The sequence below is a fragment of the Burkholderia sp. AU45274 genome (assembly GCF_030482505.1).
Classification (GTDB): domain Bacteria; phylum Pseudomonadota; class Gammaproteobacteria; order Burkholderiales; family Burkholderiaceae; genus Burkholderia.
The window spans coordinates 207,856-234,268 of record NZ_JAUJQE010000001.1; the positions used below are offsets into that span (position 1 = coordinate 207,856).

Consider the following 26,413-nt stretch of genomic DNA (forward strand, 5'->3'; position numbering starts at 1 on the left):
GTCCATCCGATCAAGGAAACCGTCCTCATGTCTGTCACCTCAACCATCGACAGCGGCGAACTCGTGGCATTCGTCGAGCGCGCCACGCGCGAATTCACGCAGGCCGAGCGCGTGCTGAAGGACACGCGCACGCTGTCCGCGACCAACACGTTCCAGGCGTTCCAGCGCGTGCCGGGCACGGAACTCATCGTCGCGCTATCGGCGCCGAGCCCGTGGGCCGCGTCGCAGGAGATCCAGCCCGTCGTCGTGACGTTCGACGGCAACGTGCTGCACGGCGACGCGCGCGCGGGCGGCAACGGGCCGCGCTATGCGGACGTGTTCCGTGAAGCGCCGGAGGTCAGCGTCGTGATCCACGTGCACGGCCCGTACCTCGGCGCGTGGGCGAGCGCGCATCGCCCGCTGCCGATCCGCTATGCACCGGCCGCGCGCTACACGCGCGCCCGCGAGATTCCGGTGTATGTCGATCGTCGTCCCGGCGAGCCGCGCTTCATCATCGACACGATCCGTCGCGACCCCGAGGTGCCGGCGATCATCGAGGCGAACGGCGGTGCGACGTTCTGGGGCAAATCGATCCTCGACGTGTCGAAGTACATCCTGATCCTCGAGGAAGCCGCGTATTTTCAGGCGCTCGCGGAACCGCTCGGCGGCTCGCTCGAATTCGGGCCGGGCGCGCTCGAGCAGCAATGGAAGATGACCGGTCTCGCGTGACCTCGTGCCGCGGCCGGCGCAATCCGGCCGCCGTCATACCGATAGCTCGATGAATTGGTTCGTGGCCGGCGCGCGCCTTGCTATCGTCGAACCTTCCCCGTTCAACACGCCGGTCGTGCCATGGCCATCTTCAGCTTGCCGGACCCGACTTCGCATGCGATCACGATTCGTGCGAAGGCGCTGACGTTCGACGATCCCAAATCGCGGGTGCTGCTCGAGCGCATCCAGCTCGTCGCGCCCAGCGACGCGACCGTGCTCGTCACCGGCGAGAGCGGCACCGGCAAGGAGCTGATCGCGCGCCTCGTGCATTCGCTGAGCGAGCGCCGCGACGGCCCGTTCGTCGCGGTCAACTGCGGCGCATTCTCCGAGACGCTGATCGAGAGCGAGCTGTTCGGCCACGAGCGCGGCGCGTTCACCGGCGCGATCAACAGCCAGCCCGGCTGGTTCGAATCCGCGAATCGCGGCACGCTGTTTCTCGACGAGGTGGGCGACCTGCCGCTGTCCGCGCAGGTGAAGCTGCTGCGCGTGCTGCAGGAGCGCGAAGTGACGCCGGTCGGCTCGCGTAAGACCGTGAAGATCGACGTGCGGCTCGTCGCGGCCACCAACGTGAATCTCGAAGCCGCGGTGCGCGCGGGCAATTTCCGTGAGGATCTGTACTACCGGCTCAACGTCGTGAAGCTGAGCCTGTTGCCGCTGCGCGAGCGGCCCGGCGACATCGCGCCGCTGATCGAACACTTCATCGACACCTACGCGAAGCGGCTGCGCGTGGCCGCGCCGACGCTCACGGACGCCGCGCGCGTCCGGCTGCATGCGCACGCATGGCCCGGCAACATCCGCGAACTCGAGAACGTGATCCACCACGCGGTGCTGATCTGCGCGGGCGGCGCGATCGACGTGAGCGACCTGCAGTTTTCCGCGCTGTCGCTGGCGCCCGATGCCGGTGATCCGCGCAGCACCGCGGCGGCACCGCCGCGCCGGGCGCGCGACGTGGCCGAGGCCACCGATGCGCTGCGCCACGCGGTGATCGAACTGCTGGATCTCGGCACGCCGGCGCTGTGGCAGCACATCGAGGACACCGTCTACCGCAGCGTGTTCGACTACAGCGACCACAACCAGCTGCGGATGTCGCGCCTGCTCGACCAGTCGCGCAACATCGTGCGCGCGCGGCTCGCGCAGCTCGGCATCCTGAAGCCGCGCGACGCGGGCGACGCCGACGCCGACGCGCGGCTGCGCCGTCAGGCGTGATCGCGCCAGCGCAGCGCACGCCGCGCGATTCGCTCGCATAGCGCACTCATGCCGACGGCAAGCGCCGTCACGCCCAGCACGCAGACCAGCAACACGTCGGCACGTGCGCCGGCCTGCGCGTTCTGCATCAGGCTGCCGACACCCGCACCCGCGTTGAACAGCAGCTCGCTGCTGGTCGCGGTGATCCATGCGAACGGCACGGCCTGCAACACGCCCGCGAACAGGTCGGGCAGCGCGCCCGGGATCAGCACGTCGCGCCACAGGCCGATGCGCGTCAGGCGATACGACTGCGCGAGTTCGACGTAGCGCGGATCGACGCGGCGCAGCCCGTCGAAGCTGGCGGTGGTCATCGGGTAGAACGCGGCGAGCGCGATGATGAACACCTTCGCGAATTCGCCGGTGCCGGCCCACAGGCTCAGCAGCGGAATCAGCCCGAGCAGCGGCACGTAGCGCAGCGCCTGGAACGCCGGCTCGCCGAGCTTGCGCGCGAGCGTCGAGCGCGCCATCGCCGCGCCGAACAGGAGCCCGACCGCGACGCCGGCCGCGAGGCCGAGCGTCGTGCGGCGCAGGCTCGCGCCGAGATCGGTGGCGAGTTCGCCGCTACGCGCGAGTTCGACGAGCGCGGCGCCCACCTGTTGCAACGGCACGAACGCGTATTGATGGACCGCGTCGCCGGACGACGCGGATTGCCAGGCGGCGACCAGCAGGGCCGGCACGACGAGGCCGCGCGCACGACGGCGCAGCGCGGCGAACGAGAATGAGGGGATGGCGAGGGTCATTCGGATACCTGTTCGTTCAGCGCGCGGGCGTCTGCCAGCGCAATGCGTAGCGTTGCACGAGCGCGATCGACCGGTCGATCGCGAAGCCGATCAGCCCGATCACGGCGACGTCGATGAGTACGACGTCGAGCCGCAGCATCTGCCGCGCCAGTTCCATCATCTGGCCGATCCCGCTGTCGGCGCTGAGCAGCTCGACCGCGACGAGCGCGAGCCACGCGCGCGCGAGCGCGATCCGCACGCCGGTCAGCAGCGGTGGCAACGCGGCCGGCAGTAGCACGTCGCGCAGCAGCGCGAAGCGGCCGAGCCCGTAGTGCCGCGCCATCTCGACGAGGTCGCGCGGCGCGTCGTGCACGCCCGTGTACGCGGCCAGCGCGACCGGAAAGAACACGGCCTTGCCGACGACGACGAGCTTCAGCGGCTCGTCGACGCCGATCAGCAGGATCAGCAGCGGAATCAGCGTGAGCGTCGGCACTTGCCGCAGCAGGTCGAACGTCGGCCGCAGGTAATCGGCGAACAGCCGGCTGCGCGCGAGCAGGATGCCGAACGCGGCACCGCCGGTCGCGCCGATCGCGAAGCCGAGCGCGAGGCGATGCAGCGTGATCAGCAGGTTGTCGCGCAGTTCGCCGGTGTCGAGCAGCGTGCGCAGCGTTGCCGCAAGCCGCTCGGGCGGTACGACGAGCTGCGGCGGAAACCAGCGCTGCGCGCTCGCGAGCCACCACAGCGCGACGAACGCGACGGGCGTGGCCCACCACAGCGCGATGCCGCCGAGCCGTGCGAGTCCGGGCAGGCGGAGCGCGCGTGCGCCGGTCGACGCGAGGGCATGCATCGGCATCAACGGCTCGCGACGCGCGCCGCGTCGGTGCGCCAGTAGCCGTCGAGCCCGAGCTGCTTGAGCGCGGTCGATACGAACGTCGGCGCGAGCAGCGCGTTCACGTCGACCGGCGTGGACGTCAGGCCGGCCTGGCGGCTGTACGCGATGACGTCGCGGTAGTGGCCGGTCAGCGCGGGCGTGAAGAGCGGCGCCCATTGGTCCTTCCACGGCGTCGCCTCATCCGCGTATTCGCGGCGCACGATGCTTTCCGGCTGGCCGGACGCGCTCAGGATCTTCACGTACGCATCGCGGTTCCGCGGCTGCGAGATCCAGTGGGCGGCACGCACGTAGGCCGTCGCGACGAGCTGCGTGAGGTCGGGGTAGCGCCGCACGAAATCGTCGGACGCCCACAGTTCCGCGCGCATCTTCCAGTCGTCGGGCGCGGTCTTGGTCGACCAGATGATCTTGCCGACCTGCTTGTCGACGAGCGAATACGCGTCGGACAGCGTGAAGAAGCCGTCCACGCGGCCGGCCGCGACGGCCGCCGCGCCGGCCTGCGGGTCGAGGTTGTAGATCTTGAAATCGGACAGCTTCAGCCCGTTCTCGGCGAGCAGCTTGCTGAACGTGACTTCCCACGGCCGGCCGCGATTGAGCGCGATGCGCTTGCCTTTCAGGTCGACGATCGATTTCGCGGTCGAGCCGGCCGGCACGACGAGATACGTGTTGCTGCCGACACCGCCCGGTACGATCAGCCGCGTATGGGTGCCCGACGCGTTGACGACGACCGACGGCAGATCGCCGTAGCCGGCGAAATCGATGCTGCCGTTCGTGAACGCCTCGTTCACGAGCGTGCCGACCGCCGCGGTCGACACGGGTACCCATTGCAGTTTCACGTGCCGCGCGGCGAGCGCCTTCTCGAGCGACTTGTCGGCGTCGATCAGCGCCGATGCGCCCGCGTATTGCGTCTTGCCGCCGCTCGAATAGGCGACGACGGCGATCCGCACGACCTTGGGCGCGTCGTCCGCATGCGCGGCCGGTGCGACGAGCGATGCCGCGACGAACGGCAGCGCGGCGAACAGCGCGTGCAGCGGGCGGCGCAGCGCGGCGAGGGAGAGCGTGTGTTTCATGATGGTCCGGAACGATAGGCGGGAAAGGGGTTCACGCGCGCTTCTGCAGCGACGGCCGCAGCACGTCGGCGAGCGGGCGCGGGTCGATCCAGTCGGCGACGTCGAAGTCGGCTTCCAGAAAGCCGTGGTCGTGCAGGAACGTCTTGAAGTCGTCGAGCGCGGCGACCGATTCGTCGTCGAGATTGACGCCGAGATGCCGGTGCAGCTGGTTGCCGTACGCGGCGCGGACCCAGTCGATCGACGACGCGGTCTCGCCGGCCACGTAATGCGCGGTTTCGTCGGGATGCGTGCCGGCCCAGTCGCCGGCCGCGACCACGAGCTTCAGGAAGCCGGCGACGATGTCCGGATGATTCGCGAGCACGTCCGCGTTGACGGTCAACGGGCGCGGCGTGCCGTTGTTGTTGCGGATCGTGCGCTCCGGATGAAAGCCGATGTCGATCACGACGTGCGCGCCGATCAGCTGCGCGATCTCGAGGCCGGTCGAGCCCTTCACGTAGATCGCGTCGACCTCGCCGCGCAGCAGCGCGCCGGCTTCGGCCGCGTACAGCGCGCGGCTCGAAAAGCCGTGCGGCGACGCGAACAGGTCCGCCGCGCGCGCCGGCCCGACGGCCTGCAGCGTGCGGGCGCGCACGTCGACGAGCTCGACGTCGCGCGTGGTCAGCCCGTCGAGGCTCAACGCGTTGACGAAGCCGCGCAGCGCCGACGCGCGAAAGATGTCGATGCGGTCGTCGGGGCGGCTCGGGATCGCGATGCGGCGCCCGCGCAGGGCCTTCACCGAGCGGATGCCCGACTCGGGCCGCGCGAGGATCAACTGCGATTCGTCGACCCACGACAGCCCGATCACGCGCGTGTTCGCGCCGTTCGAGCGCGCCCACATCGCGGGGATGCTGCCGCCCTGGCGGAACGACTGCGCGAGCGTGTGATCGCTGATCGACGACACGTCGTGCCGCGTGGCGCCGCGCGGCGAGCGGATCGCGACGCCGTCGGCCGACGTCTCGCCGTTGAGCCAGCCGAGATGCACGGCGATGCCGAGCGGGGTCGGCACGGGCGACCGGGCGTACCAGAACGTCTGCTGCTTGTCCGATGACGAATCGGGCCTGTCTGTCATGGGTGAGATTCCCTCTCTGCGTAAGCATGGTTGAAGCCCGGTCGCGCACGGTGTCGCGGTGTCGCACGCGCGGGCCGGTCAACGTTGCAAGTTCCGGGCCAGTGAACGGAAACGGCGCGGCCGCACGCGGCGCGGGCATCGCGCGGGAGGAGCGGTGCGCGTACCGATGCAGGGCCTGTTGCGCCAGCAACAGTCGCGTCGGCTGCTGTTGCGCGCGCAGCAGCAGTGGGGGCGGTGCAGCAGCGCGATACGGGCGTGTCGCGGCGGTATGGACGACCGCGAACGCAGGCGATTCGATTGCCGCTGACGCCCGGTATGCAAGGCAATGCGCGGGATCGCCGGCGACCACGTTCGCGCAGCGGCGAGCGCGTTGGCACACCGCGTGCTTTACAGCGCAGCACACGCGCGGCACGGCGATGCCGCACGCAATCCGAATGGCCCGACCAGGAGAACTCCGATGGCTGTTGAATTTCTGTGGCGCCTGCCGATGCATGGCGACGGCCGGCGCGCGCACGACCTGCATACGCGCGGCGAATGGAACCGCCAGCGCGCATCGCGCGTCGCGCCGAAAGTCGACGACGACGATTTCGGCTACATCGACTATCTGTCGCAGGTCGCGCGCGCGGCCGATATCGCCGGCTTCCACGGCGCGCTGATTCCGATCTTTCGTTTTACCGAGGAACCGTGGGTCGTGGCGGCCGCGCTGGCGCGCGAGACGCGCCGGCTGCGGCTCCTGATCGCGCTGCAGCCGCATTTCGTGCACCCGGTCTATGCGGCGCAGATGGCCGCGAGCCTGCAGCGGATCAGCCGTGGGCGCGTCGAGTGGAACGTCGTCACGGGCGGCGGCGGCCCCGACCAGCGTGCCTACGGCGACTTCATCGATCACGACAGCCGCTATGCGCGCACCGACGAATTCCTCGATGTCGTGAAGGGCGTCGCGGCCGGCGAACCGTTCACGTTCGACGGCCGCTTCTACCGCGTCGAAGCCGGCGGCCTGCTGCCGCCGCTGAGCGGCCAGAAGCCGCCGCGCATCTACCTGGCCGGCGCGAGCGACGCCGCGCTCGCGGTTGCCGCGAAGCACGGCGACGTGCACCTGAGCTGGGGCGAACCGCTCGCGAAACAGAAGGAAGTGATCGATGCGGCGCGCCGCGCGCTTGACCGCCAGCACGCCGAGCGCGACCTGCGCTTCGGCATGCGCATCGACGTCCTGGCGCGCGAGACCGAAGAGCAGGCGTGGGCCGAGTTGCGGCAGATGTTCGCGACGGTGGGCGACGCGACGCGCGGCGGCTTCGGCGGGCGCGGCGAATCGTCGGAGTCGGTCGGCGCGAAACGCCAGTTCGCGCTGCACCAGGGCAACACGCAGCACTTCGACGACCTGATCGTCGGCCCGAACCTGTGGGCCGGGATGTCGCAGATTCGTGGCGGCCCCGGCTGCGTGATCGTCGGCAGCCACGAGCAGGTGGCCGAGCGGCTCGCGGAGTACGTCGACATCGGCGTGTCGACGTTCATTCTCGCGAGCAACCCGCATCTCGAGGAGGCGTACCGCGTGGGCGAGGAAGTGCTGCCGCTCGTCGACGGCGCGCTGAACGCGCGCGGCACGCAGGCGGCGCTGCGCGTGGCCGGCGCATGAGCGCGACGGCATTGCCGCGCCATCCAACGACATCGACAAGGACATTCACCATGACGACACTCGCTGCGCAGGCCACGGCCTGCGACGCACTCTGGTACACGCGCTGCCCGGTGCCGACCGCGCTCGGCATCGCCGTGCATCGCGGCTGGTTCGACGAGGAGTTCGGGCCGGACGGCATCACGCTGAATTCGCTGCAGGAGACGGCCGATGCCGGCAAGCGCGAATCGCATTTCGATCACAGCCTGCCGCACTCGTTCCGGCAGGGCGGCAACATTCCCGCGCTGTGGGCGCGGGCGCGCGGCGCCGATACGCGCGTGATCGGCCTGTCGTGGACCAACGAATTCCAGGCGATCGTCACGTTGCCCGATCGCGGCATTCGCTCGGTGCGCGATCTGCGCGGCCGGCGGCTCGGGTTGCCGCGCCATCCGATCAGCATCGACTTCTGGCGGGCGGCCGCGCTGAAAGGCTTCCTGAGCGCGCTCGAACTGGAAGGGCTCGGGCACGGCGACGCCGAATGGGTCGACCTGCCCGACGAACGTGAACGTCGCACCGGGCCCGCATCGTTTGCGCGCGGCCCGCACGAGTACGGGATCGAGATCGCGGCGCTCGTGCGCGGCGAGGTCGACGCGGTGTTCGTGAAAGGCGTCGAAGGGCTCGAGACCGTGCATCTGATCGATGCACAGGTCGTCATCGATCTCGGCGCGCACCCCGATCCGCTCGTGCGGATCGGCAACGGCACGCCGCGCACGTTGACCGTCGACCGCGCGCTGATCGACGCGCGCCCCGATCTCGTGAGCCGCTTCCTGTCGGTGGTGGTGGGGGCGGGCGACTGGGCCGCGCGCCATCCGGCGGAGACGGTTGCGTATATCGGCCGCGAGACGCGCGCGTCCGACGAGTGGGTGCGCTATGCGTACGGCGCGGACGTGCACCGCCATCTGGAGACGGGGCTCGCGCAGACGTCGATCGACGGGCTGGTCGCGTTCAAGGATTTCCTCGTCGAATGGGGCTTTCTCGAACAGGATTTCGATGCGCGCGCGTGGATCGACCCGGCGCCGTTCACGCGCATCGACCGGCAACGCCATGCGTGGGTTGCGTAGCGCGCCGCGGCGCGTCATTGCAAGGAGTCGAGCATGACAGGTCTGACGATCGAATACGGCGTGCCGCCTGCGCGCCGGCATGCGGCGCGTGCTGCGCCGCGTGCGGGTGCGAGCGGGGCGGCGGCGGTCGCGCGTCCGCCGTCCGCTTCGCCGTCGGCACGGCCGGATGCGCCGAAGGCGAAGCCGGGCGCGTGGCGCGTCACGGGTGCGATTGCGCTCGCCGTCACGGCGCTGCATGCAGGTGTCGCGTTGCTGGCCGCGCGCACACCTGCCGCGCCGCCCGTGCATCCGCCGCGGCCGCAGCCGTTGACGGTCGAACTGACGCGGCCGCCCGAACCGTTGCCGCAGGCCGCGCATCCGCCGCCGCCGGCAGTGCCGCCGAAGCCGTTGAAGCAGGCGCCGACCCCGCCGAAGCCGCGTGCGGCCGTCGCGCATCCGGCGCCGGCGCCCGCTGCCGCGCCGCAAGTCACCCGCGAGGCGGCCCCTGCGACGGCGGCACCGGCCGCCGCCGCGCCGGCCACGCCGGCTCCCGCGCCGGCCGCACCTGCCGCGCCGGTACGCGAAACCGCACCGATCGGCGACGCGGCCTACCTGCGCAACCCGGCGCCCGACTATCCGGCGTTCGCGCAGGACCAGGGCTGGGAAGGGCGCGTCGTGCTGCGCGTGCACGTGCTCGCGAACGGCTCACCCGATTCCGTCGAGGTCCGCACGAGCAGCGGCCGCCGCATGCTCGACACGGCGGCGGTGGCCGCCGTGAAGCGCTGGACGTTCGTGCCCGCGAAGCGCGGCGACGAAGCGGTCGACGGCTGGGTCAACGTGCCGATCGATTTCAAGCTGGGCTGACCCGCCGGGCAGCCCGCCACATTTTCAAAGGAACTCACATCATGAACGGTATTCCGACCACCTTCATCGTCCAGGGCGCGCTCTGGCTGCTCGTCGTCTTCTCCGTCGTCACGTGGACGCTGATCGTCGTGAAGGCGATCCAGAGCCTGCGGGCGAGCGCGCGCAACCGGCGCTACGTCAGCGCGTTCTGGGCGGCGAACAGCTTCCACGAGGCCGCCGCGCTCGACGGCGCGAACAGCCCGGTGGGCGAACTCGCCGCGACGGGCTTCGACGCGCTGCGGCGCGCCGACGAGAGCAGCGCGCACGATCTCGAACACAGCTGGAGCCGCCACGACCTGCTCGAACGGCATCTCCGGCAGCAGATCCACAACGCGCGCCGGCGCGAGGAGGCGGGGCTGGCGGTGCTCGCGTCGATCGGCAGCACCGCGCCGTTCGTCGGCCTGTTCGGCACCGTATTCGGCATCATCCATGCGCTGACCGCGATCACGCACAGCGCGTCGGCGAGCATCGACGTCGTGGCCGGGCCGATCGGCGAGGCGCTCGTCGCGACCGGGATCGGCATCGCGGTCGCCGTGCCGGCCGTGCTCGCGTACAACTTCTTCGTGCGCCGCGTGAAGGCCGCGTCGGCCGACCTCGACGCGTTCGCCACCGATTTCGTCACGCTCGCGCAGAAGGCCGGCTTCCGCGTGCCGGCCGCCGCCGCTGCGCCCGCGCCGGCGCGCCGTGCCGGCGACACCCGTCAGGAGGCCTTCGCATAATGGCCTTCTCCTCTTCCTCCGACAACGACGACGTGCTCAGCGAAATCAACATCACGCCGCTCGTCGACGTGATGCTCGTGCTGCTCGTCGCCTTCATCGTCACGGCCCCGCTGCTGAACAACGCGGTGCACGTGAATCTGCCGAACACCGTTGCCACGGCGCCGGCCGATCGCAAGCCGAACGTCACCGTGAGCGTCGACGACAAGGGCGTCGTGTATCTCGACAAGCGGGCGGTCGCGCTCTCCGCGGTGCCGGCCGAGCTGGCCGCGCTGAAGGTCGGCCGGCCCGACGTCGCGCTCGACCTGCAGGCCGACGAGCACGTGCCGTACGGCACGGTCGCGAAGCTGATGGCCGCGATCGAGCATGCGGGCATCACGCGGCTGTCGGTGCTCACCGCGCCGCGCGGCTGACGCGCGGTTCACGACTCCCTCCAAGAACGCATCCATGAGCATCACGGCTTCCTCCAACGTCCAGTCGATCTGGTACACACGCTGTCCGGTGCCGACGCCGCTCGGCATCGCCGCGCATCTCGGCTGGCTCGACAGCGAATTCGCCGGCGACGGCATCACTGTGCGCACGCTGCAGGAGAGCCAGCACGCGGCACTGCATCACGCGCACGTCGATCATTCGCTCGACAACGCATTCCGGCAGGGCGGCAGCATTCCCGCGCTGTGGGCGCGCGCGGCCGGCGCCGAGACGCGCGTGGTCGCGCTGACCTGGGTCGACGAGGCGCAGGCGATCGTCGCGCTGCCGGAAAGCGGCCTGAAGCGGCCGAAGGACCTGCGCGGGCGCCGCATCGGCCTGCCGCGCCGCGACGGCGAGCGCATCGACATCTTCCGCGCGGCGGCGCTGCGCGGCTTCGTCAGCGCGCTGTCGCTCGACGGGCTCGGCCCTGCCGACGTCGAATGGGTCGACGTGCCCGCATCGAACCTGCGCGCACCGGTGTCGACACCGGCGACGCGCGACGCGGCCTTCAGCCATCCCGCGAGCCTGTCGAGCCGCCGGCTCTATGCGGCCGAAGCGGCCGCGCTCGTGCGCGGCGAGGTCGACGCGATCTACGTGAAGGGCTCGCTCGGGCTCGAAACCGCGCACCTGATCGGCGCACAGGCGGTCGTCGACATCGGTTTTCATCCCGATCCGCAGATCCGCATCAACAACGGGTCGCCGCGGCCGCTGACCGTCAATGCGTCGACGCTCGACCGGCATCCCGACATCGTCAGCCGCTTCCTCGCGCGCGTGACCGATGTCGAAGGCTGGGCGCGCGAGCACGAGCAGGACGTGCTCGGCTATCTCGGCCGCGAGACGGGATCGGGCCATGACTGGCTGCGGCTCGCGTACGGTGCGGACGTGCACCGGCGGCTGCGCACGGATCTCGACGAAGCGTCGATCGCCGCGCTCGACGATTTCAAGCGCTTCCTCGTCGAATGGCGCTTCCTGCCGGCCGACTTCGACGTGCGCGCGTGGATCGACCGGCGCGCGCTCGACGGCATCGCGACGCGGTCTCGCGACGCCGCGCGGTGAGCGCATCGGCACGCGTCGCCGACGCATGGCGGCGCGAGCGCTTCACCGGCGGCTTCATGCTGCTGGCGCTCGCGAGCGGCACGACGATCAGCATGGCGCAGCTCGCGACGACGCTGTACGCGCTCGCGCTCGGCGTCGACAGCGCACGGCTCGGGATCATCGCGGCGATGGAGCCGCTCGGCATCGCGTTGATGACGCTGCCGGCCGGGCTGCTCGTTGCCCGCTACGGCGCGCGGCGCGTGTACTTCGTCGCGAGCATGGGGCCGATGCTGCTCAATCTCGTCGTGCCGTTTACCGGCGCATGGTCGCTGATCGCGCTCACGCAAGTGTCGATCGGGCTGTGCATCCCGTTCCGGATCGTGTCGATCAACGGCGTGTTCCTCGCGCGTCTCGCGCAGATCGGCCTCGCACGCGCCGGCTGGTACCGTGCGGCGATGTCGGTCGGGTCCGGCATGGTCGGGCCGTGGCTCGCGAGCGGGCTGCTCGGCGCGCATGGCGCGGTCGCGACGTTCTGCGTGGCATCCGCGAGCTTCGCGGGCATGGCGCTGTTCAGCCGGACGCTGCTCGGCGATGCGGAGCCCGCGGCGCGCGGTGCGCCGCCTGAACCCGGTGGCCTGCGCGCGTTGCTGGCGCTCGCGTGGAGTCACGACGTGCGCGAGCAGCTCGTGCTGGAAGCCGTGAACAGCGCGACCCGTTCGCTCGCCGGTGCGTATACGGTGGTGCTGGCGATCCAGTCGCTCGGGCTGTCGCAAACGAAAGCCGTCGCGCTGCTGACGCTGCAGGGCGTCGTCGCGGTGATCGCGCTGTTCGGGCTTGGGCATGTCGCGCAGCGGATGACCGCGCGCCGCTGCCACGCGCTCAGTCTCGCCGGCGCCGTGGCCGGATTGCTCGCGCTGGGTCTCGCCCATGACGCATGGGTCGTCGGCGCGGGGCTCGCCGCGCTGTGCGCCGGCTCGTCGCTGCTGCATCTCGTCAACATGCAGCGCCTCGGCCGTCACCCGGCCGACAAGAGCCAGGTGTCGAGCCTCTACAACCTCGCGTCGATGACGGGCGCGTTCTGCGGCCCGCTGGCCGGCAGCGCGCTCGTGCCGATCGTCGGGTTGCCGGGCGTGTTTCTGTGCTGGCTGCCCGTCGTCGTGCTGGTGACGTTCGCGTTGCGCGTTGCAACGAAGCGGCGCGACGCATCGCGGTCCGTGACTGCAAAGTTCTCCTGACCACCCTCATCGGGTGTTGCGTGACAAGCAGTTTGCTTCCCGTCACAGATGCGCATGCAGCAACACCCGCGCCACCCACATACCGGAAGCCCCGTGCGACGGGCTTCTCGATGCTGGCATCCGAATTGCAATAGATCACCCGTGCGTCGCGCACGCACGTGCGTTCAACCGATCAAACAGGATGACTCATCGATGTTCAGGAAAAAACTAATCGTCACCGCGCTGGGGGGGCTGCTGACGGGTGCAGCCGTATCGTTGCCCGCCTGGGCGGAAGAGGGCGCGGTGACGGCGGCGCCGGACGCGAAGCCGGCGCAACAGGGCGCGGACGATGCAGCTGCGGCAGCGCCGAAGGCCGCCCGTGCGACCCGCGGCACGGCCGCACGCGAAACGAATCTCGGCACGGTGACGGTGACCGCGCGCCGGCGCAAGGAGAGCATCCAGGACGTGCCGGTCGCGGTGAGCGCGCTGAGCGGGGACACGATCAAGAACAACGAGCTGCGCGTGGTGAACGACGTCACGAAATATGTGCCGAACTTTACCGGCCAATCGACCGAAGGCCGCGAGCGGCCGCGCTGGTTCCTGCGCGGCGTCGGCAGCAACGATCCGTCGGACTTGTCGCTGAGCCCGATCGGCGTGTACTTCGACGACGTCTACATCAACAGCGTGTTCGGGCAAGGCTTCCCGCTGTTCGACCTCGATCGCATCGAAGTGCTGCGCGGCCCGCAGGGCACGCTGTGGGGCAAGAATACCGTCGGCGGCGCGCTCAGCATCACGTCGCAGAAGCCGACCTTCGACGTGAGCGGCTACGGCAAGATCGGGCTCGGCCAGTACAACAGCCGGCTCGCGGAGGCCGCGATCGGCGGGCCGATCGGCAAGAACGACGTGCTGGCCGCGCGCGTGTCGGTGTATCACGAGAACGCCGACAGCTTCTACACGAACACGGTGCAGCAAGGGCGCTTCGGCGGCTTCCACGACAATGCGGTGCGCTTCCAGGTGCTGGCCGTGCCGACCTCGGATACCGATTTCCTGTTCAACATCCACGGCCGCAACTACACGGGCGGCGGCAACGCGTGGCACGCGCAGGGTGCAGGGCCGGGCGGCGCGAACCAGTTCGGCTTCGTCGGGTCGAGCGATCCGTACACGGTGTCGCTCAACGCGCCGTCGAGCGATCACATCTCGACCTGGGGCACGTCGCTCACCGCGCACTGGCGCATCAACCCGGCAGTGACGCTGACGTCGATCACCGCGTTCGAAGGGCTGCATCGCTGGTATCAGGACGACGAGGACTATTCCGCGCTCGACGTCGCACGCTCGCACGATCGCCTGTCGAGCCGCCAGTTCTCGCAGGAATTCCGGCTCGAATCGCCGCAGAACGACCGGTTCAGCTGGCTCGTCGGCACGCACCTGTTCACCGAGCAACTGGCCGAACAGGGTGCCGGCGGCGGCCTGCCGGGCTCGCCGTCGCCCGCGTTCTACCACCTGACCGACCTCACGCAGCACACGCAGAGCGCTGCAATCTTCGGCAGCGTGAAGTACCGCTTCACCGACCGCTTCAACGTGACGGGCGGGCTGCGTTACACGATCGAGCGCAAGAACATCAACCTGACCGGGCTGCAGGGCACCGGCAACGTGACGTTCAGCAACCCGGGCAGCTGGTGGGATCCGTCGTCGGTGTCGTCGCCGCTGGCGGTCAGCGCGCGGCAGAACCAGACGAACACGTGGCGCGCGCCGACCTGGGACCTCACGCCCGAATATGCGCTCAGCAGCAACGTGCGCGCGTATTTCCGCTATGCGCGCGGCTTCCGCTCGGGCGGCTACAACGGCAACGCGTATACGCAGAGCACGGTGTCGACCGTGTCGCCGGAGTACCTGACCGATTACGAGGTCGGCATCAAGAGCGAGTGGTTCGACAAGCGGCTGATCGTCAACGCGAGCGTGTTCCACTACGACTATCGCGACATCCAGGTGTTCGCGCTGGCGCCGAACCCGTTCGGCGGGCCGCCGGTGTCGACGCTGTCGAATGCGGGGCAGGGGCGCGCGGACGGCTTCGAGCTGGAGCTGAAGGCGCAGCCGGTCAACAGCCTCTACCTGTTCGCGAACCTCGGGATGCTGAACACGCGCTACACGGAGTTCCGCTACGTGCCGACTGCCGTCGGCAATTCGTTCGCGCGTTCGCCGCATACGACGATCAACGCGGGCTTCGACTATCGCGTGCCGGTGTCGTTCGGCACGCTGACGGCCGGCGGCGACGTGAATTACCGCAGCCGCGAGTACTTCAGCGCGACGCGGCAGACGATGCCGCAACTCTGGCAGGGCGGCTACACGGTGCTGAACGCGCACGTGTCCTACACGACGCCGAACCAGAAGTACATCGTGACGGGCTACGTGACGAACCTGACCAACAAGGTCTACAAGAAGCTCGAGCTGCTGCCGTCGTATGGCGCGTATCCGGCGCTGTACGGCGATCCGCGCACGGTCGGGATCACGCTGACGGCGAAGATCTGACGGGCAACATGCGGCGGCGCGGCGGCGAGCCGCGCCTGCCGCGCGTCAGATCAGCAGCGACAGCGTCCTGAACAGCGCGAGATCCGCCTTGCGTGCCGAGCGCGCATGCCGGCGGATCACGTGCAGCAGGCAGTCGATGAAGCAGCGCGCCGCGTCGCTGAGCGTGCTGCTGCGCCGCGTGACGATCCCGAGGTCGCGCGGCTCGAAGGTCTCCTTCAACTGCAACGCGCGCATCCGTTCGCCGAACGACGGCACGGCCGCGAGGATCGTCGGGCACCACGTGCACATGTCGGCCTGCTCGAGCATCGTCTGCAGCATCGCCACCGACTGCGCACGCACGATGCGCCGCTCGTCGATTTTGGCGCCGTGGCGCGTGAACAGGTAATCGACGAGCGCGGCCTGGCCGTCGGCCGCGAAATTCAGCACCCAGTCGTGGTCGAGCAGGTCGTGGATCGACCGCGCGTGCTCGAGCGAATGGCCGGCGCGCACCATCACCGCGGTCTCGTAGCGCAGCATCGGCTCGAACGCGAATTCCGGCGTGCCGCCCGGTTGCACGTGCCCGAGCGCGAAGTCCATGCCGCCGTCGCGCAACAGCGGCTGCGCGACGGCCATCAGCGCTTCGTAGAGCTCGAGGCGCACGTCCGGCATCTGCTCCCGAAAACGCAGCACCGCCTCCGCGAGGAAGGTCATCGTCAGCCACGGCGTGACGCCGATGCTCAACCGGCCCTCGACGCGGCCGCGCATGCGCTCGAGATCGCTCTGCGCGTGTTCGAGCTGCTTCAGCACGAGCTTCGCGTGCGTGAGCAGCGTCTTCCCGTATTCGGTGAAGCCGATCCCCTCCGGCGCGCGGACCAGCAGCGGCAGGCGTTCGCTGGCCTCCAGCTCGCGCAGCGCGCGCGTAACGGCCGCCTGCGACAGCCCGAGCGTGCGCGCCGCGCCGCGGATGCTGCCGGCCTCCGCGCTCGCGACGAGCGCCTGCAACTGATGCAGCTTGATCGTGCTCATGGTGCGATACCCGACAACGAAAGGTTGTCATCATAACGAAACCGCGGCTGTTCGCCGGGATTTTCGCTGCCTACGATGCGGGCACGGTCGGTCATTCGGGCGATCGGCAACCGGAACGCATCGAGGAGAATCGGGGTTGGACCACACACCTATCCATCCGGAAATGGCAGCCATCGAGGCGGAAATGATTGCGCTGCGCCGCCGGCTGCACGCGCATCCGGAGCTTGGCTTCGAGGAACACGCGACGAGCGATCTGGTCGCCGGGTTGCTGACAACGTGGGGTTATCGGGTGACGCGCGGGCTCGGCGGCACGGGCGTGGTCGGCACGTTGACGCGCGGCCCCGGCAAGCGGCTCGGGCTGCGCGCGGACATGGACGCGCTGCCGATCCGCGAGGCGACCGGGCTGCCGCACGCGAGCCGATGCGACGGCGTGATGCACGCGTGCGGCCACGACGGCCACACGGCGATGCTGCTCGCGGCGGCGCGCTGCCTGGCCGAGCGGGAACGCTTCACGGGCACGCTGAACCTGATTTTCCAGCCGGCCGAGGAAGGGCTCGGCGGCGCGAAGCGGATGATCGACGACGGGCTGTTCGACCAGTTTCCATGCGATGCGGTATTCGCGATGCACAACGTGCCGGGCCTGCCGGCCGGCGTGCTCGGCTTCTGCGACGGCCCGGCGATGGCCTCGGCCGATGAGGTGCAGGTGCGTGTGACCGGGCGCGGCGGGCATGGCGCGGCGCCGCATACGACGATCGATCCGGTGGTCGTGTGCGCGTCGATCGTGATGGCGCTGCAGACCGTCGTGTCGCGCAACGTGAACCCGCAGGAGATGGCGATCGTGACGGCCGGCTCGATCCATGCGGGCGCCGCATCGAACGTGATTCCGCCGCACGCGGATCTCGCGCTCAGCGTGCGTGCGCTGTCGCCGGACGTGCGGGCGCTGCTTGAACGGCGCATTCGCGAGATCGTGCACGGGCAGGCCGCCAGCTATGGCGCGACCGCCGAAATCGACTACCGGCACGCGTACCCGGTGCTCGTCAATCACGCGGAGCAAACCGCGTTTGCCCGCGACGTCGCCCGCGAATGGGGCGGCGACGGCGCGCTGATCCCGCACCTGCGGCCGATCGCGGCCAGCGAGGACTTCGCGTTCATGCTGAATGCGTGCCCCGGCAGCTACCTGTCGATCGGCAACGGCGACGGCGCCGGCGCCGCCGGATGCGGGCTGCACCACCCCGGCTACGACTTCAACGACGCGTGCCTCGCCACCGGCGCGAGCTACTGGATTGCACTGGCGGAGCGCTACCTCGCGTGATGGGCCCGCACGATTTTGACTGACGATTCACACAAGGAAGGAGACTGGCAATGAAGCAGTGGAAACGGATGGCGGCGCTCGCGGTGGCGCTGGCGGCAGGGGCGGCGCATGCGGGCGACTGGGCGGGCAAGGAGATTCGCCTCGCGGTCGATCCGACTTACCCGCCGCTCGAATACAAGCTGCCCGACGGCACGCTGACGGGTTTCGGGATCGACATCACGAACGCCTTGTGCGCGGAGCTGCATGCGCGCTGCGTGTGGGTCGAGTCGAGTTTCGACGGGATGATCCCGGGGCTGCTCGCGCGCAAGTTCGACGTGATCGCGTCGTCGATGACGATCACGCCGAAGCGCCAGCAGCAGATCGCCTTCACGAACCGGATCTCGAATGCGCCGGCGCGCCTCGTCGCGCGCAAGGGCTCGCCGCTGCTGCCGACGGCAGACGCGCTGAAGGGCAAGCGCGTGGGCGTCGAGCAGGGTTCCGCGCAGGCTGACTACGCGGTCGCGAACTGGCAGCCGGCCGGCGTGCAGGTCGTGTCGTACCAGAACCAGGATCAGGTCTATGCCGATCTCGTGACGGGCCGGCTCGACGCGGCGTTCCAGGCATCGATCGCGGCGAGCGACGGCTTCCTGAAGAAGCCGCAGGGCAAGGATTTCGCGTTCGTCGGCGCCGCGATCGACGACGTGAAGTACTTCGGGCAGGGCGACGGGCTCGGGCTGCGCAAGCAGGACAACGACCTGCGCGAGGCCTTCAACCACGCACTTGCGACGATCCTCGCGAACGGCACGTACCAGCGGATCAACAAGAAGTACTTCGACTTCGACATCTACGGCGCGAAGTAAGCGGCGACGCCCGGAAACGGGCAGTCACGACACGATAAATAAGGAAAACGAATGAACTGGAGATTGGCTTTCGTCGCGGTCCCGGCGCTGTGTGCGGCGCCCGCGCTCGCATTCGCGCAAGGCAGCGTCACGCTTTACGGGCTCGTCGATGCGGGCATCGACTACACGAACAACGTCGGCGGCCACAGCGCGTGGCAGATGGCAAGCGGCTTCGCGCAAGGCAGCCGCTGGGGGCTGAAGGGCACCGAGGACCTGGGCGGCGGCTACAGCGCGCTGTTCCAGCTCGAGAACGGCTTCAACGTGAACAACGGCACGCTCGCGCAGGGCGGCCGCATGTTCGGGCGGCAGGCGTACGTCGGGCTCAGCAGCGCGCGGTTCGGCACGCTGACGCTCGGCCGCCAATACGATGCGGTGGTCGACTATCTCGCGCCGACGACCGCGAACGGCAGCTGGGGCGTCTACCCGTTCTCGCATCCGCTCGACAACGACAACACCGGCAACACGTTCCGCGTGAACAACACGGTGAAGTATGCGAGCCCGGATTTCGCCGGCTTTTCGTTCGGCGGTACGTACAGCTTCAGCAACGACACGGGCTTCGCGAACAACCGGCAGTGGAGCGTCGGCGCGCAGTACGAGCAGGGCGGCTTGCTGGTCGGCGCGGCGTTCCTGAATGCGGACAACCCGGGCGCGACGTCGGGCGGCGCGATCGCGGGCTCGGGGTCGGTCGGCGCCGATGCGAACTTTGCGTCGGCGCGGCTGCGGATTTTCGGTGCGGGCATCAACTACACGGCGGGGCCCGCGACGGTCGGGTTCGCGTACACGAACAGCAACGTCACGCGGCCGACCGCGAACGTCGGCTACCTGTTCGGCGACGAAACGATCGAGCCGGTGACCGGCCCGCTCGCGGGGGGCACGGTGTCGTCGATCAAGTACCAGAACTTCGAGGTGAACGGCAAATACCAGTTCACGCCGGCGTTGTTCGTCGGGGCGCAGTACGTGTACACGACGGTGCGCTATAACGCGACGACGGGCAGCGCGAAGCCGAAGATCCATTCGCTCGGGCTGATGGCCGACTACAACCTGTCGAAGCGCACGGACGTGTACCTGATGGGCGCGTACCAGCGGATCGCGGGCGACGCGACGGGTTCGTCGCTCGACCAGGCCTATGTTCCCGGCGCGGCGGACCTGTCGTCGACTTCGAAGCAGCTGATGGTTCACGCGGGGATCCGTCACAAGTTCTGAGTGCGATGACGGAAGAGGCGGCGGGCCGAGCGACCCGCCGCCTCGACGCGCTTACTGCGCGACGCGGATCACGACCTTGCCGAAGTGCTGCCCCGACTGCAGGTGCGCATAAGCCTGCGGTGCTTCGTCGAAGCCGAACACGCGATCGACCACGGGCCTGATCTGCTTCGCGTCGACGAGGCGCACGACATCGTCGAGCATCGCGCGGCTGCCGACCATGATCCCGTGCAACTTCCGGATCCCGCCGATCAGCGACAGCAGCCCGAGTTCGGGGCCGGCGAAGCTGCTGAGGCCGCCGATCACCGACACGATGCCGCCCAGCTTCGTCGCGGCGACCGAGCGCGGCAGCGTGTCCTTGCCGCCGACCTCGACGACCAGATCCGCCCCCGCCCCGCCGGTGAGCCGCAGCACGTCGTGCTGCCATTCGGGCGTCGCGCGATAGTTGATGGTGGCGTCCGCACCGAGTGCGCGGGCGCGCTCGAGCTTCGCATCGCTCGACGACGTGACGATCGTGCGCAGCCCCGCCGCATGCGCGAGCTGCAGTGCGATGATCGACACGCCGCCGGTGCCGAGCAGCACGACGGTCGCGCCGGGCCGCAGGCCGCCGTCGGCGAACAGCGCGTTCCACGCGGTAATCCCGGCGCACGACAGCGTCGCCGCCTCGTCGTAGTTCAGATGCGCGGGAATCGCGACCAGCGCGGCTTCGTCGGATACGAAATGTTCGGCCAGCACGCCGTCGAATTGCGCGCCGGGCGACCCCGAGACTTTCTGCGGCGTCGGTGGCCCGTCGATCCAGTGCGGGAAGTACGTGTTGATCACGCGATCGCCCGGCTTGAAGCGCGTGACGTCGCGGCCGGTTTCGATGATTTCGCCGGCGCCGTCGGCCACCGGGATCAGCGCGTCCGTGCCGATGCCGAGATAGTCGCCGCGCGCGAACATCAGGTCGCGGTAGTTCAGGCCGGCGGAGTGGATCTTCACGACGACGTCGGTCGGCCCGACCGCGCGGCGTGTCGCGTCGATGCGCCGAAGCCCGGCCGCGCCGTCGCCCGGTTTCACTTGCCATGCGTGCATGTCGACTCCTTTTCGAGATAGAGCGGACTATCATAGTGTTGCGCACGGGGACGCATTGGCGAGAATTCGGCCGATGACTGTCGCCTGTGTGGACACAAACCTGTGACCCAACTGGAGCGGAATCGCATGGACGAGCGGCTGAGAGGCGTGGCCGAATTTGTCGACGTGGTGGAGTCGGGCAGCTTCGCGGCGGCTGCGCTGCGGCTCGGCGTCACGCGCTCGGCCGTCGCGAAGGTCGTCGCGCGCCTCGAACGCCGCCTCGGCGCGCGGCTCCTGCAGCGCACGACCCGCCAGCTCGGCCTGACCGACGAGGGGCTCGTCTATTACGAGCAGTGCCGGCGGCTGCTGGCCGAACTCGGCGAGACGGAGGCCGCGCTCGACGCGGGGCAGCGCGAGCCGGCGGGGCGGCTGCGCGTCAGCGTGCCCGTGCTGTTCGGGCGGCAGTGCGTGGCGCCCGTCATGCGGCGCCTCGTCGAGCGCCATCCGCGGCTCGAGATCGACGTGTCGTTCAGCGACCGCGTGGCCGACCTGGTCAATGACGGCTTCGACATCGCGGTGCGCATCGGCGAGCTGGCCGATACGAGCGCGCTGGTCGGCCGCAAGCTCGGCGTGCAGCGCATGGGGATCTGCGCGTCGCCCGCGTATCTCGACCGTCATGGCCGGCCGGCGGGGCTCGACGCGCTCGCGTCGCACGTCGGCATCGCGTATTCGCGCGGCGGGCAACCGACGCCGTGGCGGGTCCTCGGCGCGGACGGCGCGGTGCACGACCATCGCCCGGCCGGCCGCCTGCGGCTCGACGACCTGCAGGCGATCGCCGATGCGGCCGCCGCCGGCGCGGGCCTCGCGTGGCTGCCGTGCTGGCTGATGGCGCCTTACCTGCGCGACGGCCGCCTCGCGCTCGTGATGGACAGCAACAGCGTGTCGGGCGCCGAAGTGTTCGCGGTGCGGCCGGCCTCGCGCCAGGTGCCGTCGAAGGTGCGCGTCGTCATCGATGCGCTCGTCGACGAGATACCGCGCATGCTGGCGTCGGACGATTGAGGCGGGCGCGGTGCGGCGATCGCGACAGGCGCACGCCGCACCGGCTCAATTCGTGGCCCGGTGCGGATTGCAGTCCACCGAATACTCCGCGTGCTCGCCATTGACGTGCAGGACCAGCGTCGCCTGGCAGATGTCGCCCGAATCGACGCTCAGCCGCAGCGTCGCCAGCGACTGATCCTCGCCGCCGGCGAGTCGCGATTCGCCGGAGCGCGTCAGCGAGGCCGAGCCGGCGCCGCCGGTCCTGGTGATGCGCAGGCTGTACGACACGTCGACCGGCGCGGCCGCCCGCACGTGCGGCACGATGTTCACGCCGCCGGCACTGGCGGCGATGTCGAAATAGGCGTTGAGATCGTGAATGCCGACCATGATCGTCCCCTGTCGAATGAAAAAAAGGCCGAACGGGCAACCGTCCGGCCTTTTCGTTACGCCGGCGGTGCTTAGTGCTGCTTGAGCGAAACGGTGTTGTTGAAGCCGTTCTGGTTGATGCTCGCGTAGTTCGCGTTGCCTTGCTGTACCAGCGTGGCGTTGTTGTTGTAGCCGATCTGCGTCACGTAGCCCTGGTTGCCCGTGCCCGACACCTGCGACGCGTTGATGATGTTGAAGCCGCCGGCCTGCGACAGGCTCAGCACGTCATCCGCGCCCGTCTGCGACGCATTGGCGTAGTTGCCGATGTCGCCCGACTGGCTCACCGTCACCGACGAGCCCGATGCGGCCGACTGCGTCACCGCCGCCAGGTTGTCCGCCGACGCCTGCGTGATGGATGCCGTCGAACCGGCCGAGTTGCTCTGCGTGATCGACGCCGTGTTGAACGCGGCCGTTTGCGTGATGGACGCGCCGTTACCGTAGCCGTACTGCTGCGTGATCGTCGCGTTGTTCGACGCGGCCGACTGGTTGATCGTCGCGTTGTCGCCGAACTCGAACCACTGATTGACGGTTGCATTGTTGCCGTCGGCGGTCTGCGTGATCGACGTCGCGTTGCCGGCCGCCGCGAGCTGGTGCACCGTGGCGTTGTTGCCGCTCACGCCGCCCGATTGCGAAATCGTCGTCGTGTTGCCGCCGCCGAACGACGAGTTCACGGTGGCGGTTTCGGTGCCGCTCTGGGTCGTCGTGACCTGGTCGCCAGCCTCGGCAAACTGCGTCACGCTGGCGTTGGTCGTGCCGCCCGTTTGCGTGATCGACGTCGCGTTCCCGCCGCCCCAGGTCGTCTGGACGTTCGCGGTGCCGTTGTTGCCGGTCTGCGCGATGCCGACGGTGTTGCCGACCGTGTCCGTCTGCGCGACGGTCGCGTTGTTGCCGATCGCCGACTGGCTCGGCGTGCCCTGGTTGATCGTCACGTTGTTCCAGCCGCCGCCTTGCTGCGAAATCGACGCGCTGTCGATGTAGCTGTACTGGTTGATCGTGTTGGTGTCGTATTGCGGGCCGCCCGTGTAGGCCGACGTCGTCTGCGTGATGGTCGCCGAGAAGTCGCCGCCGCCGGACTGCGTCACGTAGTTCCGCTCGTTCGACGTGCCCGTCTGCGACACGTTCACGCTCGAATACGGCTGCGCCCACCAGGAGTTCTGCTGGATCACGGTCGTGTCGCCGTTGCCGCCCTGCGTCGTCACGTTGGCGACGAACCCGTAGCGGGGATCGTTGCCGGCTGCCGACTGGTTGATCGACACCGCATCACCGTTCGTCGCCGTCTGTTCGACGGTGGCCGAGTTGAAGTTGCCGGTTTGCCCGATGTTCACGGTGTTACCCGACGAATCGGCCTGTGCGGCAGCCGATGCGAGCATCAGCACTGCGATTGCGATTGCAGACTTGGTCACCTTCATTTGTTGCTCCTGATTCGAAAGAAAATTCGCCGGAAAAGCGGATCTTTTGCCGGCACCCCCGCCAATTGAGGACGCTCTCACGTCCCGCACCTCACACCACTTGAAGCAAAGCACCTGCAAACTGCATAACCGTTACCGCGTCAGCACCGTGGCGCGCGCACCGTTGCCGGTCTGGATCACCTGGATGCCGGTGTTCGATCCGCCCTGCACGAGGTTCACCGCGTTGTTGCTGCCGTTCTGCGTGACGCGCGCCGACAGCGATGTGCCGACCTGCGTCGAGTCGACCGAATTGCCGGCGCCGTTCTGTTGCACCTGCAACGTGTTGCCGTTGCCGCGCTGCGTCGCATGCAACCTGTTGCCGACGCCGGCCTGCGACGCAGCGATCCAGTTCTGCGCACCGGCCTGCCGCGCGACGATCGCGTTGCCGTCGCCGGCCTGCCAGATCAGCGCACCGTTGTGGCCGGCCTGGTCCAGCGACGCGGCATTGCCGACACCGCTCTGGCGGACCGCGACGATGTTGCCGCTGTAGTCGAATGCCGGTTCGGGCGGGCCGAGATCGTTGAGCGGCACGGGTGCCGCAAACGCCGCCTGCATGGCGGCCGCTGCCCACACGGTCGCGAGCGCCTGCCGCGCCACGCGGGCGCGCCCGTTCCGATCATGGTGTCGATTCATCCTGTTTTCTCCGCTGGCCGGCGTGGGCCGGTTAATGAGTGGACGCGCCCTGGCGATCGATCTTCTGCGGGTCGTACGCGGTGTTCGCGTCTTCCATGTCCTGCGCGTATTTCCGGTCTTCCTGCAGATACCGCTGCATCGTCGGGTCGTACCAGTCCTGGTCGTTCTTCAGCACCCAGGTCTGGTTCGCGACGCCCTGGACGATCAGGTGCGTGAGCGCCGATTCGATTGCTTCGTTCACGCAGATCTGCGCGGGTTCGTTACGTGTCAGCCCGGCTTCCGCCTGCAGCAGGTCCTTGAAGCCGACGAAGCGATAGATGCCCGTGTCGACCTGATACGAGTAGACGGTCTTGGTCGTCGACACGCTGTTGAGCACCTGGCCCGTGCGGATGTCGATCGCGCGCAGGTTGACCGTGACCTGGTCGATCCGGTACTGCGTCGACCCGCTGATCCCGAGGTAGGCGACACCGGCCCCGCCGGTCCGGACGTTCGTGTCGTAGCCGACGATGCCGCCTTCGAGCACGATGTTCGCGGGCATCAGCGGTGCCATCGCATCGTTCTGCGCCTTCTTCGCATCCGCGCCGTCGGTGGCGCGCATGATCTTGCGTTCGGTCAGCAGGTCCTGCAGGTTCTCGCGTTCCACCGGCGTGAACCAGCCGGAGTCGCGCATCGCCTTGACGAGGAACGACGCGCCGCCCTGCGTGACCTGCGACGAGAAGGAGCTGTCCGGCGATGCCTTGTACTGCCCCGTCAGATCGCGAAAGCCGTACACGGCCGCGACGATCTTGCCCTTCGGCGGCGGCAGGTGCGTGAGGTCGCGCGTGGTGCGCGTCGGCGGCGTCAGCGTCGCGTTGCTCAAGGCCGGCATCGGCCGCGTGACGCAGCCGACCAGCGACAGCAGCAACAGCGCGCCCATGGCGATCCGTGTCGTCCCCGTGTTCAAGCGTGTGCGTTCAGCATTTTTTTTCATGATTCGCTCAGTCTTTTTTTTCGATTTATTGGCCGTTGCTGACGATGAACGTCGAGGTCGCTCCCGTCGTCTTGTCGGTGGTCGTCACTTGCAGGTTGCCGTTGCCGGCCGCACTCACGACGATCGTGAAGTTGCCTGTGCTGATCGTCCCCGGCTTGAGCTCGCCGTTGGTGCCGACGATCGAGTTCGTCACCGAGCCGGCGACGCGCGACAGGATTGCCTGCTGCAGCTGCGCATTGAACTGGTCGAGCGATGACGTGGACGTCGGCGATGAAAAGGCCGACAGCGACGGATCCGTGTGCTTGTTTTGCGCGTTGGCCTCGTTGAGCAGATTGGGGCCGTTTGCCGGGTTGCCGCCGAAGTTCGGGTTGTTCGGCTGATAAACCAGCGTCGACGACCACGCATACGGCGACACCGCGGTCATCGCGACCAGCGCGATCACGCTCAATCTGATTCGATTCATTTTCCCTAACCCCTGTTTTTGATTAATCGACTAAATCTCGTCTTTGGCCAGATCCGAATCGGGAAACAGCAAATTCGACAGATCGTCCTGAATGACGGTTTGAAAGGAAATACTGGCGGCGCTTTCGGCCACGGCCTTGACGTTTGCGCGTGCGATCGGCAGGAAGGTCTGGAACACGCGCTTTTGCTGGAATTCGACCCAGATCAGGCTGCCGTAGCGCCCAGAAGGGCGTTCGTGAATGGCGACCATGTAGCGCTCGCTCAGCGGGATTTCCGACCACGTCTGCGAGAAGTAGGTATAGAAATCGCGGCCGGCGAGCGTCACGGCATCGGTCGTGACCGTGCCGCCGAGCTGGTCTTCCGGAAGGGCATGGCGGGCGGCGGCCCGGGCGCCGGCCAACGCGGCGCCGGTGGCCGGCTTCGCCGCGGCCGGGCCCGCGCCGGGCGCGGGCTTCGGTGCTTCAAGGACGCGTTCGGCGTTCAGCAGCGTCGAGGGCGGCGCAATCGGATGCCCGCCGTTCACCGCCGCGGAAGGCGGTGCGTCGACGGTGTCTTGTGCCTGCGCGCGCGCCGTCGCGAATAGCGACAGGCACGTCACGACCCCCCAGGCCAATCGCCTGCTTGCGCTCGATACCATTTCCC

26 protein-coding genes are annotated in these 26,413 nt (G+C 68.8%); 14 read left to right on the forward strand and 12 right to left on the reverse strand.

Annotated features, from left to right (window positions below):
- Positions 1–27 precede the first annotated feature (27 nt).
- Both QZM35_RS00995 and QZM35_RS01000 read left to right on the forward strand, forming a co-directional pair.
- Positions 28–708 (forward strand): class II aldolase/adducin family protein, encoded by a 681-nt coding sequence (locus QZM35_RS00995; protein ID WP_301775225.1) that lies wholly within the window; start codon positions 28–30, stop codon positions 706–708.
- A gap of 120 nt (positions 709–828) precedes the next feature.
- Positions 829–1,953 carry a sigma-54-dependent Fis family transcriptional regulator gene (locus QZM35_RS01000; protein WP_301775226.1) on the forward strand — a complete coding sequence of 375 codons (1,125 nt, stop codon included), beginning with the start codon at positions 829–831 and terminating at the stop codon, positions 1,951–1,953.
- On the opposite strand, the gene QZM35_RS01005 is transcribed toward QZM35_RS01000, so the two are convergent.
- The 4 genes from QZM35_RS01005 to QZM35_RS01020 are packed head-to-tail and all read right to left on the reverse strand — an operon-like array spanning position 1,944 to position 5,778.
- Positions 1,944–2,732, reverse strand: coding sequence for an ABC transporter permease (locus QZM35_RS01005; RefSeq protein WP_301775227.1), 789 nt, complete (start codon positions 2,730–2,732; stop codon positions 1,944–1,946). The two genes, QZM35_RS01000 and QZM35_RS01005, sit on opposite strands and share 10 nt — an antisense overlap.
- Before the next feature lie 16 nt (positions 2,733–2,748).
- Positions 2,749–3,564: an ABC transporter permease gene (locus QZM35_RS01010; RefSeq protein WP_089474168.1), complete on the reverse strand. Its 816-nt coding sequence runs from the start codon at positions 3,562–3,564 to the stop codon at positions 2,749–2,751.
- Entirely contained in the window at positions 3,564–4,670 is a 1,107-nt protein-coding gene (locus QZM35_RS01015) for a PhnD/SsuA/transferrin family substrate-binding protein (protein ID WP_301775228.1), read from the reverse strand. Before QZM35_RS01015 ends, QZM35_RS01010 begins: the two co-directional genes overlap by 1 nt.
- 31 nt (positions 4,671–4,701) lie before the next feature.
- Complete coding sequence (locus tag QZM35_RS01020) at positions 4,702–5,778, reverse strand: ABC transporter substrate-binding protein (protein WP_089432152.1); 1,077 nt, start codon at positions 5,776–5,778, stop codon at positions 4,702–4,704.
- A gap of 457 nt (positions 5,779–6,235) precedes the next feature.
- On the opposite strand from QZM35_RS01020, the gene QZM35_RS01025 reads away from it, so the two are divergent.
- From QZM35_RS01025 to QZM35_RS01060, 8 genes are all read left to right on the forward strand, one after another.
- Positions 6,236–7,408, forward strand: coding sequence for an LLM class flavin-dependent oxidoreductase (locus QZM35_RS01025; protein ID WP_301775229.1), 1,173 nt, complete (start codon positions 6,236–6,238; stop codon positions 7,406–7,408).
- A 50-nt stretch (positions 7,409–7,458) separates the two neighbouring features.
- A complete protein-coding gene (locus QZM35_RS01030; RefSeq protein WP_089432154.1) occupies positions 7,459–8,505 on the forward strand; it encodes an ABC transporter substrate-binding protein in 1,047 nt (348 codons plus the stop codon).
- A gap of 33 nt (positions 8,506–8,538) precedes the next feature.
- A complete protein-coding gene (locus QZM35_RS01035; RefSeq protein WP_301775230.1) occupies positions 8,539–9,348 on the forward strand; it encodes an energy transducer TonB in 810 nt (269 codons plus the stop codon).
- 41 nt (positions 9,349–9,389) lie between these two features.
- A complete protein-coding gene (locus QZM35_RS01040; RefSeq protein WP_089428299.1) occupies positions 9,390–10,106 on the forward strand; it encodes a MotA/TolQ/ExbB proton channel family protein in 717 nt (238 codons plus the stop codon).
- The gene (locus QZM35_RS01045; RefSeq protein WP_301775231.1) at positions 10,106–10,516 is read left to right on the forward strand and encodes a biopolymer transporter ExbD; all 411 of its coding nucleotides are present in this window, start codon (positions 10,106–10,108) and stop codon (positions 10,514–10,516) included. Before QZM35_RS01040 ends, QZM35_RS01045 begins: the two co-directional genes overlap by 1 nt.
- A 34-nt stretch (positions 10,517–10,550) precedes the next feature.
- On the forward strand, positions 10,551–11,627 hold the full coding sequence (locus tag QZM35_RS01050; protein ID WP_301775232.1) for an ABC transporter substrate-binding protein: 1,077 nt from the start codon (positions 10,551–10,553) through the stop codon (positions 11,625–11,627).
- A complete protein-coding gene (locus QZM35_RS01055) occupies positions 11,624–12,841 on the forward strand; it encodes an MFS transporter (RefSeq protein ID WP_301775233.1) in 1,218 nt (405 codons plus the stop codon). Before QZM35_RS01050 ends, QZM35_RS01055 begins: the two co-directional genes overlap by 4 nt.
- A 192-nt stretch (positions 12,842–13,033) precedes the next feature.
- Positions 13,034–15,346 (forward strand): TonB-dependent receptor, encoded by a 2,313-nt coding sequence (locus tag QZM35_RS01060; protein ID WP_301775234.1) that lies wholly within the window; start codon positions 13,034–13,036, stop codon positions 15,344–15,346.
- Between the two features lie 45 nt (positions 15,347–15,391).
- Here the strand turns inward: QZM35_RS01060 and QZM35_RS01065 are convergent, their stop codons facing one another.
- Positions 15,392–16,351, reverse strand: a complete 960-nt coding sequence (locus tag QZM35_RS01065) for a LysR substrate-binding domain-containing protein (RefSeq protein WP_301775235.1) — start codon at positions 16,349–16,351, stop codon at positions 15,392–15,394.
- Positions 16,352–16,535: 184 nt separating this feature from the next.
- Between QZM35_RS01065 and QZM35_RS01070 the strand changes: the two genes are divergently transcribed.
- From QZM35_RS01070 to QZM35_RS01080, 3 genes are read left to right on the forward strand one after another with little or no spacing between them, the layout of a single operon-like run.
- A complete protein-coding gene (locus QZM35_RS01070; protein WP_301775806.1) occupies positions 16,536–17,663 on the forward strand; it encodes a M20 aminoacylase family protein in 1,128 nt (375 codons plus the stop codon).
- Positions 17,664–17,713: 50 nt separating this feature from the next.
- Positions 17,714–18,502 carry an ABC transporter substrate-binding protein gene (locus QZM35_RS01075; protein WP_089428293.1) on the forward strand — a complete coding sequence of 263 codons (789 nt, stop codon included), beginning with the start codon at positions 17,714–17,716 and terminating at the stop codon, positions 18,500–18,502.
- A gap of 51 nt (positions 18,503–18,553) precedes the next feature.
- Positions 18,554–19,744, forward strand: coding sequence for a porin (locus QZM35_RS01080; protein ID WP_301775236.1), 1,191 nt, complete (start codon positions 18,554–18,556; stop codon positions 19,742–19,744).
- A gap of 51 nt (positions 19,745–19,795) precedes the next feature.
- Here the strand turns inward: QZM35_RS01080 and QZM35_RS01085 are convergent, their stop codons facing one another.
- A complete protein-coding gene (locus tag QZM35_RS01085; protein ID WP_301775237.1) occupies positions 19,796–20,815 on the reverse strand; it encodes an NAD(P)-dependent alcohol dehydrogenase in 1,020 nt (339 codons plus the stop codon).
- Between the two features lie 126 nt (positions 20,816–20,941).
- Here QZM35_RS01085 and QZM35_RS01090 point away from each other — a divergent pair, with 126 nt between their 5' ends.
- Positions 20,942–21,853 (forward strand): LysR family transcriptional regulator, encoded by a 912-nt coding sequence (locus QZM35_RS01090; RefSeq protein ID WP_089428290.1) that lies wholly within the window; start codon positions 20,942–20,944, stop codon positions 21,851–21,853.
- Between the two features lie 45 nt (positions 21,854–21,898).
- On the opposite strand, the gene csgH is transcribed toward QZM35_RS01090, so the two are convergent.
- From csgH to QZM35_RS01120, 6 genes are all read right to left on the reverse strand, one after another.
- Positions 21,899–22,219 (reverse strand): curli-like amyloid fiber formation chaperone CsgH, encoded by a 321-nt coding sequence (gene csgH / locus QZM35_RS01095; RefSeq protein ID WP_089432162.1) that lies wholly within the window; start codon positions 22,217–22,219, stop codon positions 21,899–21,901.
- Between the two features lie 71 nt (positions 22,220–22,290).
- Entirely contained in the window at positions 22,291–23,667 is a 1,377-nt protein-coding gene (locus tag QZM35_RS01100; RefSeq protein WP_089432163.1) for a hypothetical protein, read from the reverse strand.
- A 132-nt stretch (positions 23,668–23,799) separates the two neighbouring features.
- On the reverse strand, positions 23,800–24,339 hold the full coding sequence (locus QZM35_RS01105; protein ID WP_301775238.1) for a hypothetical protein: 540 nt from the start codon (positions 24,337–24,339) through the stop codon (positions 23,800–23,802).
- Between the two features lie 31 nt (positions 24,340–24,370).
- A complete protein-coding gene (locus QZM35_RS01110) occupies positions 24,371–25,255 on the reverse strand; it encodes a CsgG/HfaB family protein (RefSeq protein WP_254600260.1) in 885 nt (294 codons plus the stop codon).
- A 79-nt stretch (positions 25,256–25,334) separates the two neighbouring features.
- Positions 25,335–25,772, reverse strand: coding sequence for a curli assembly protein CsgF (locus QZM35_RS01115; RefSeq protein ID WP_089428285.1), 438 nt, complete (start codon positions 25,770–25,772; stop codon positions 25,335–25,337).
- A gap of 30 nt (positions 25,773–25,802) precedes the next feature.
- Complete coding sequence (locus QZM35_RS01120) at positions 25,803–26,171, reverse strand: CsgE family curli-type amyloid fiber assembly protein (RefSeq protein WP_143329867.1); 369 nt, start codon at positions 26,169–26,171, stop codon at positions 25,803–25,805.
- Positions 26,172–26,413: the final 242 nt, after the last annotated feature.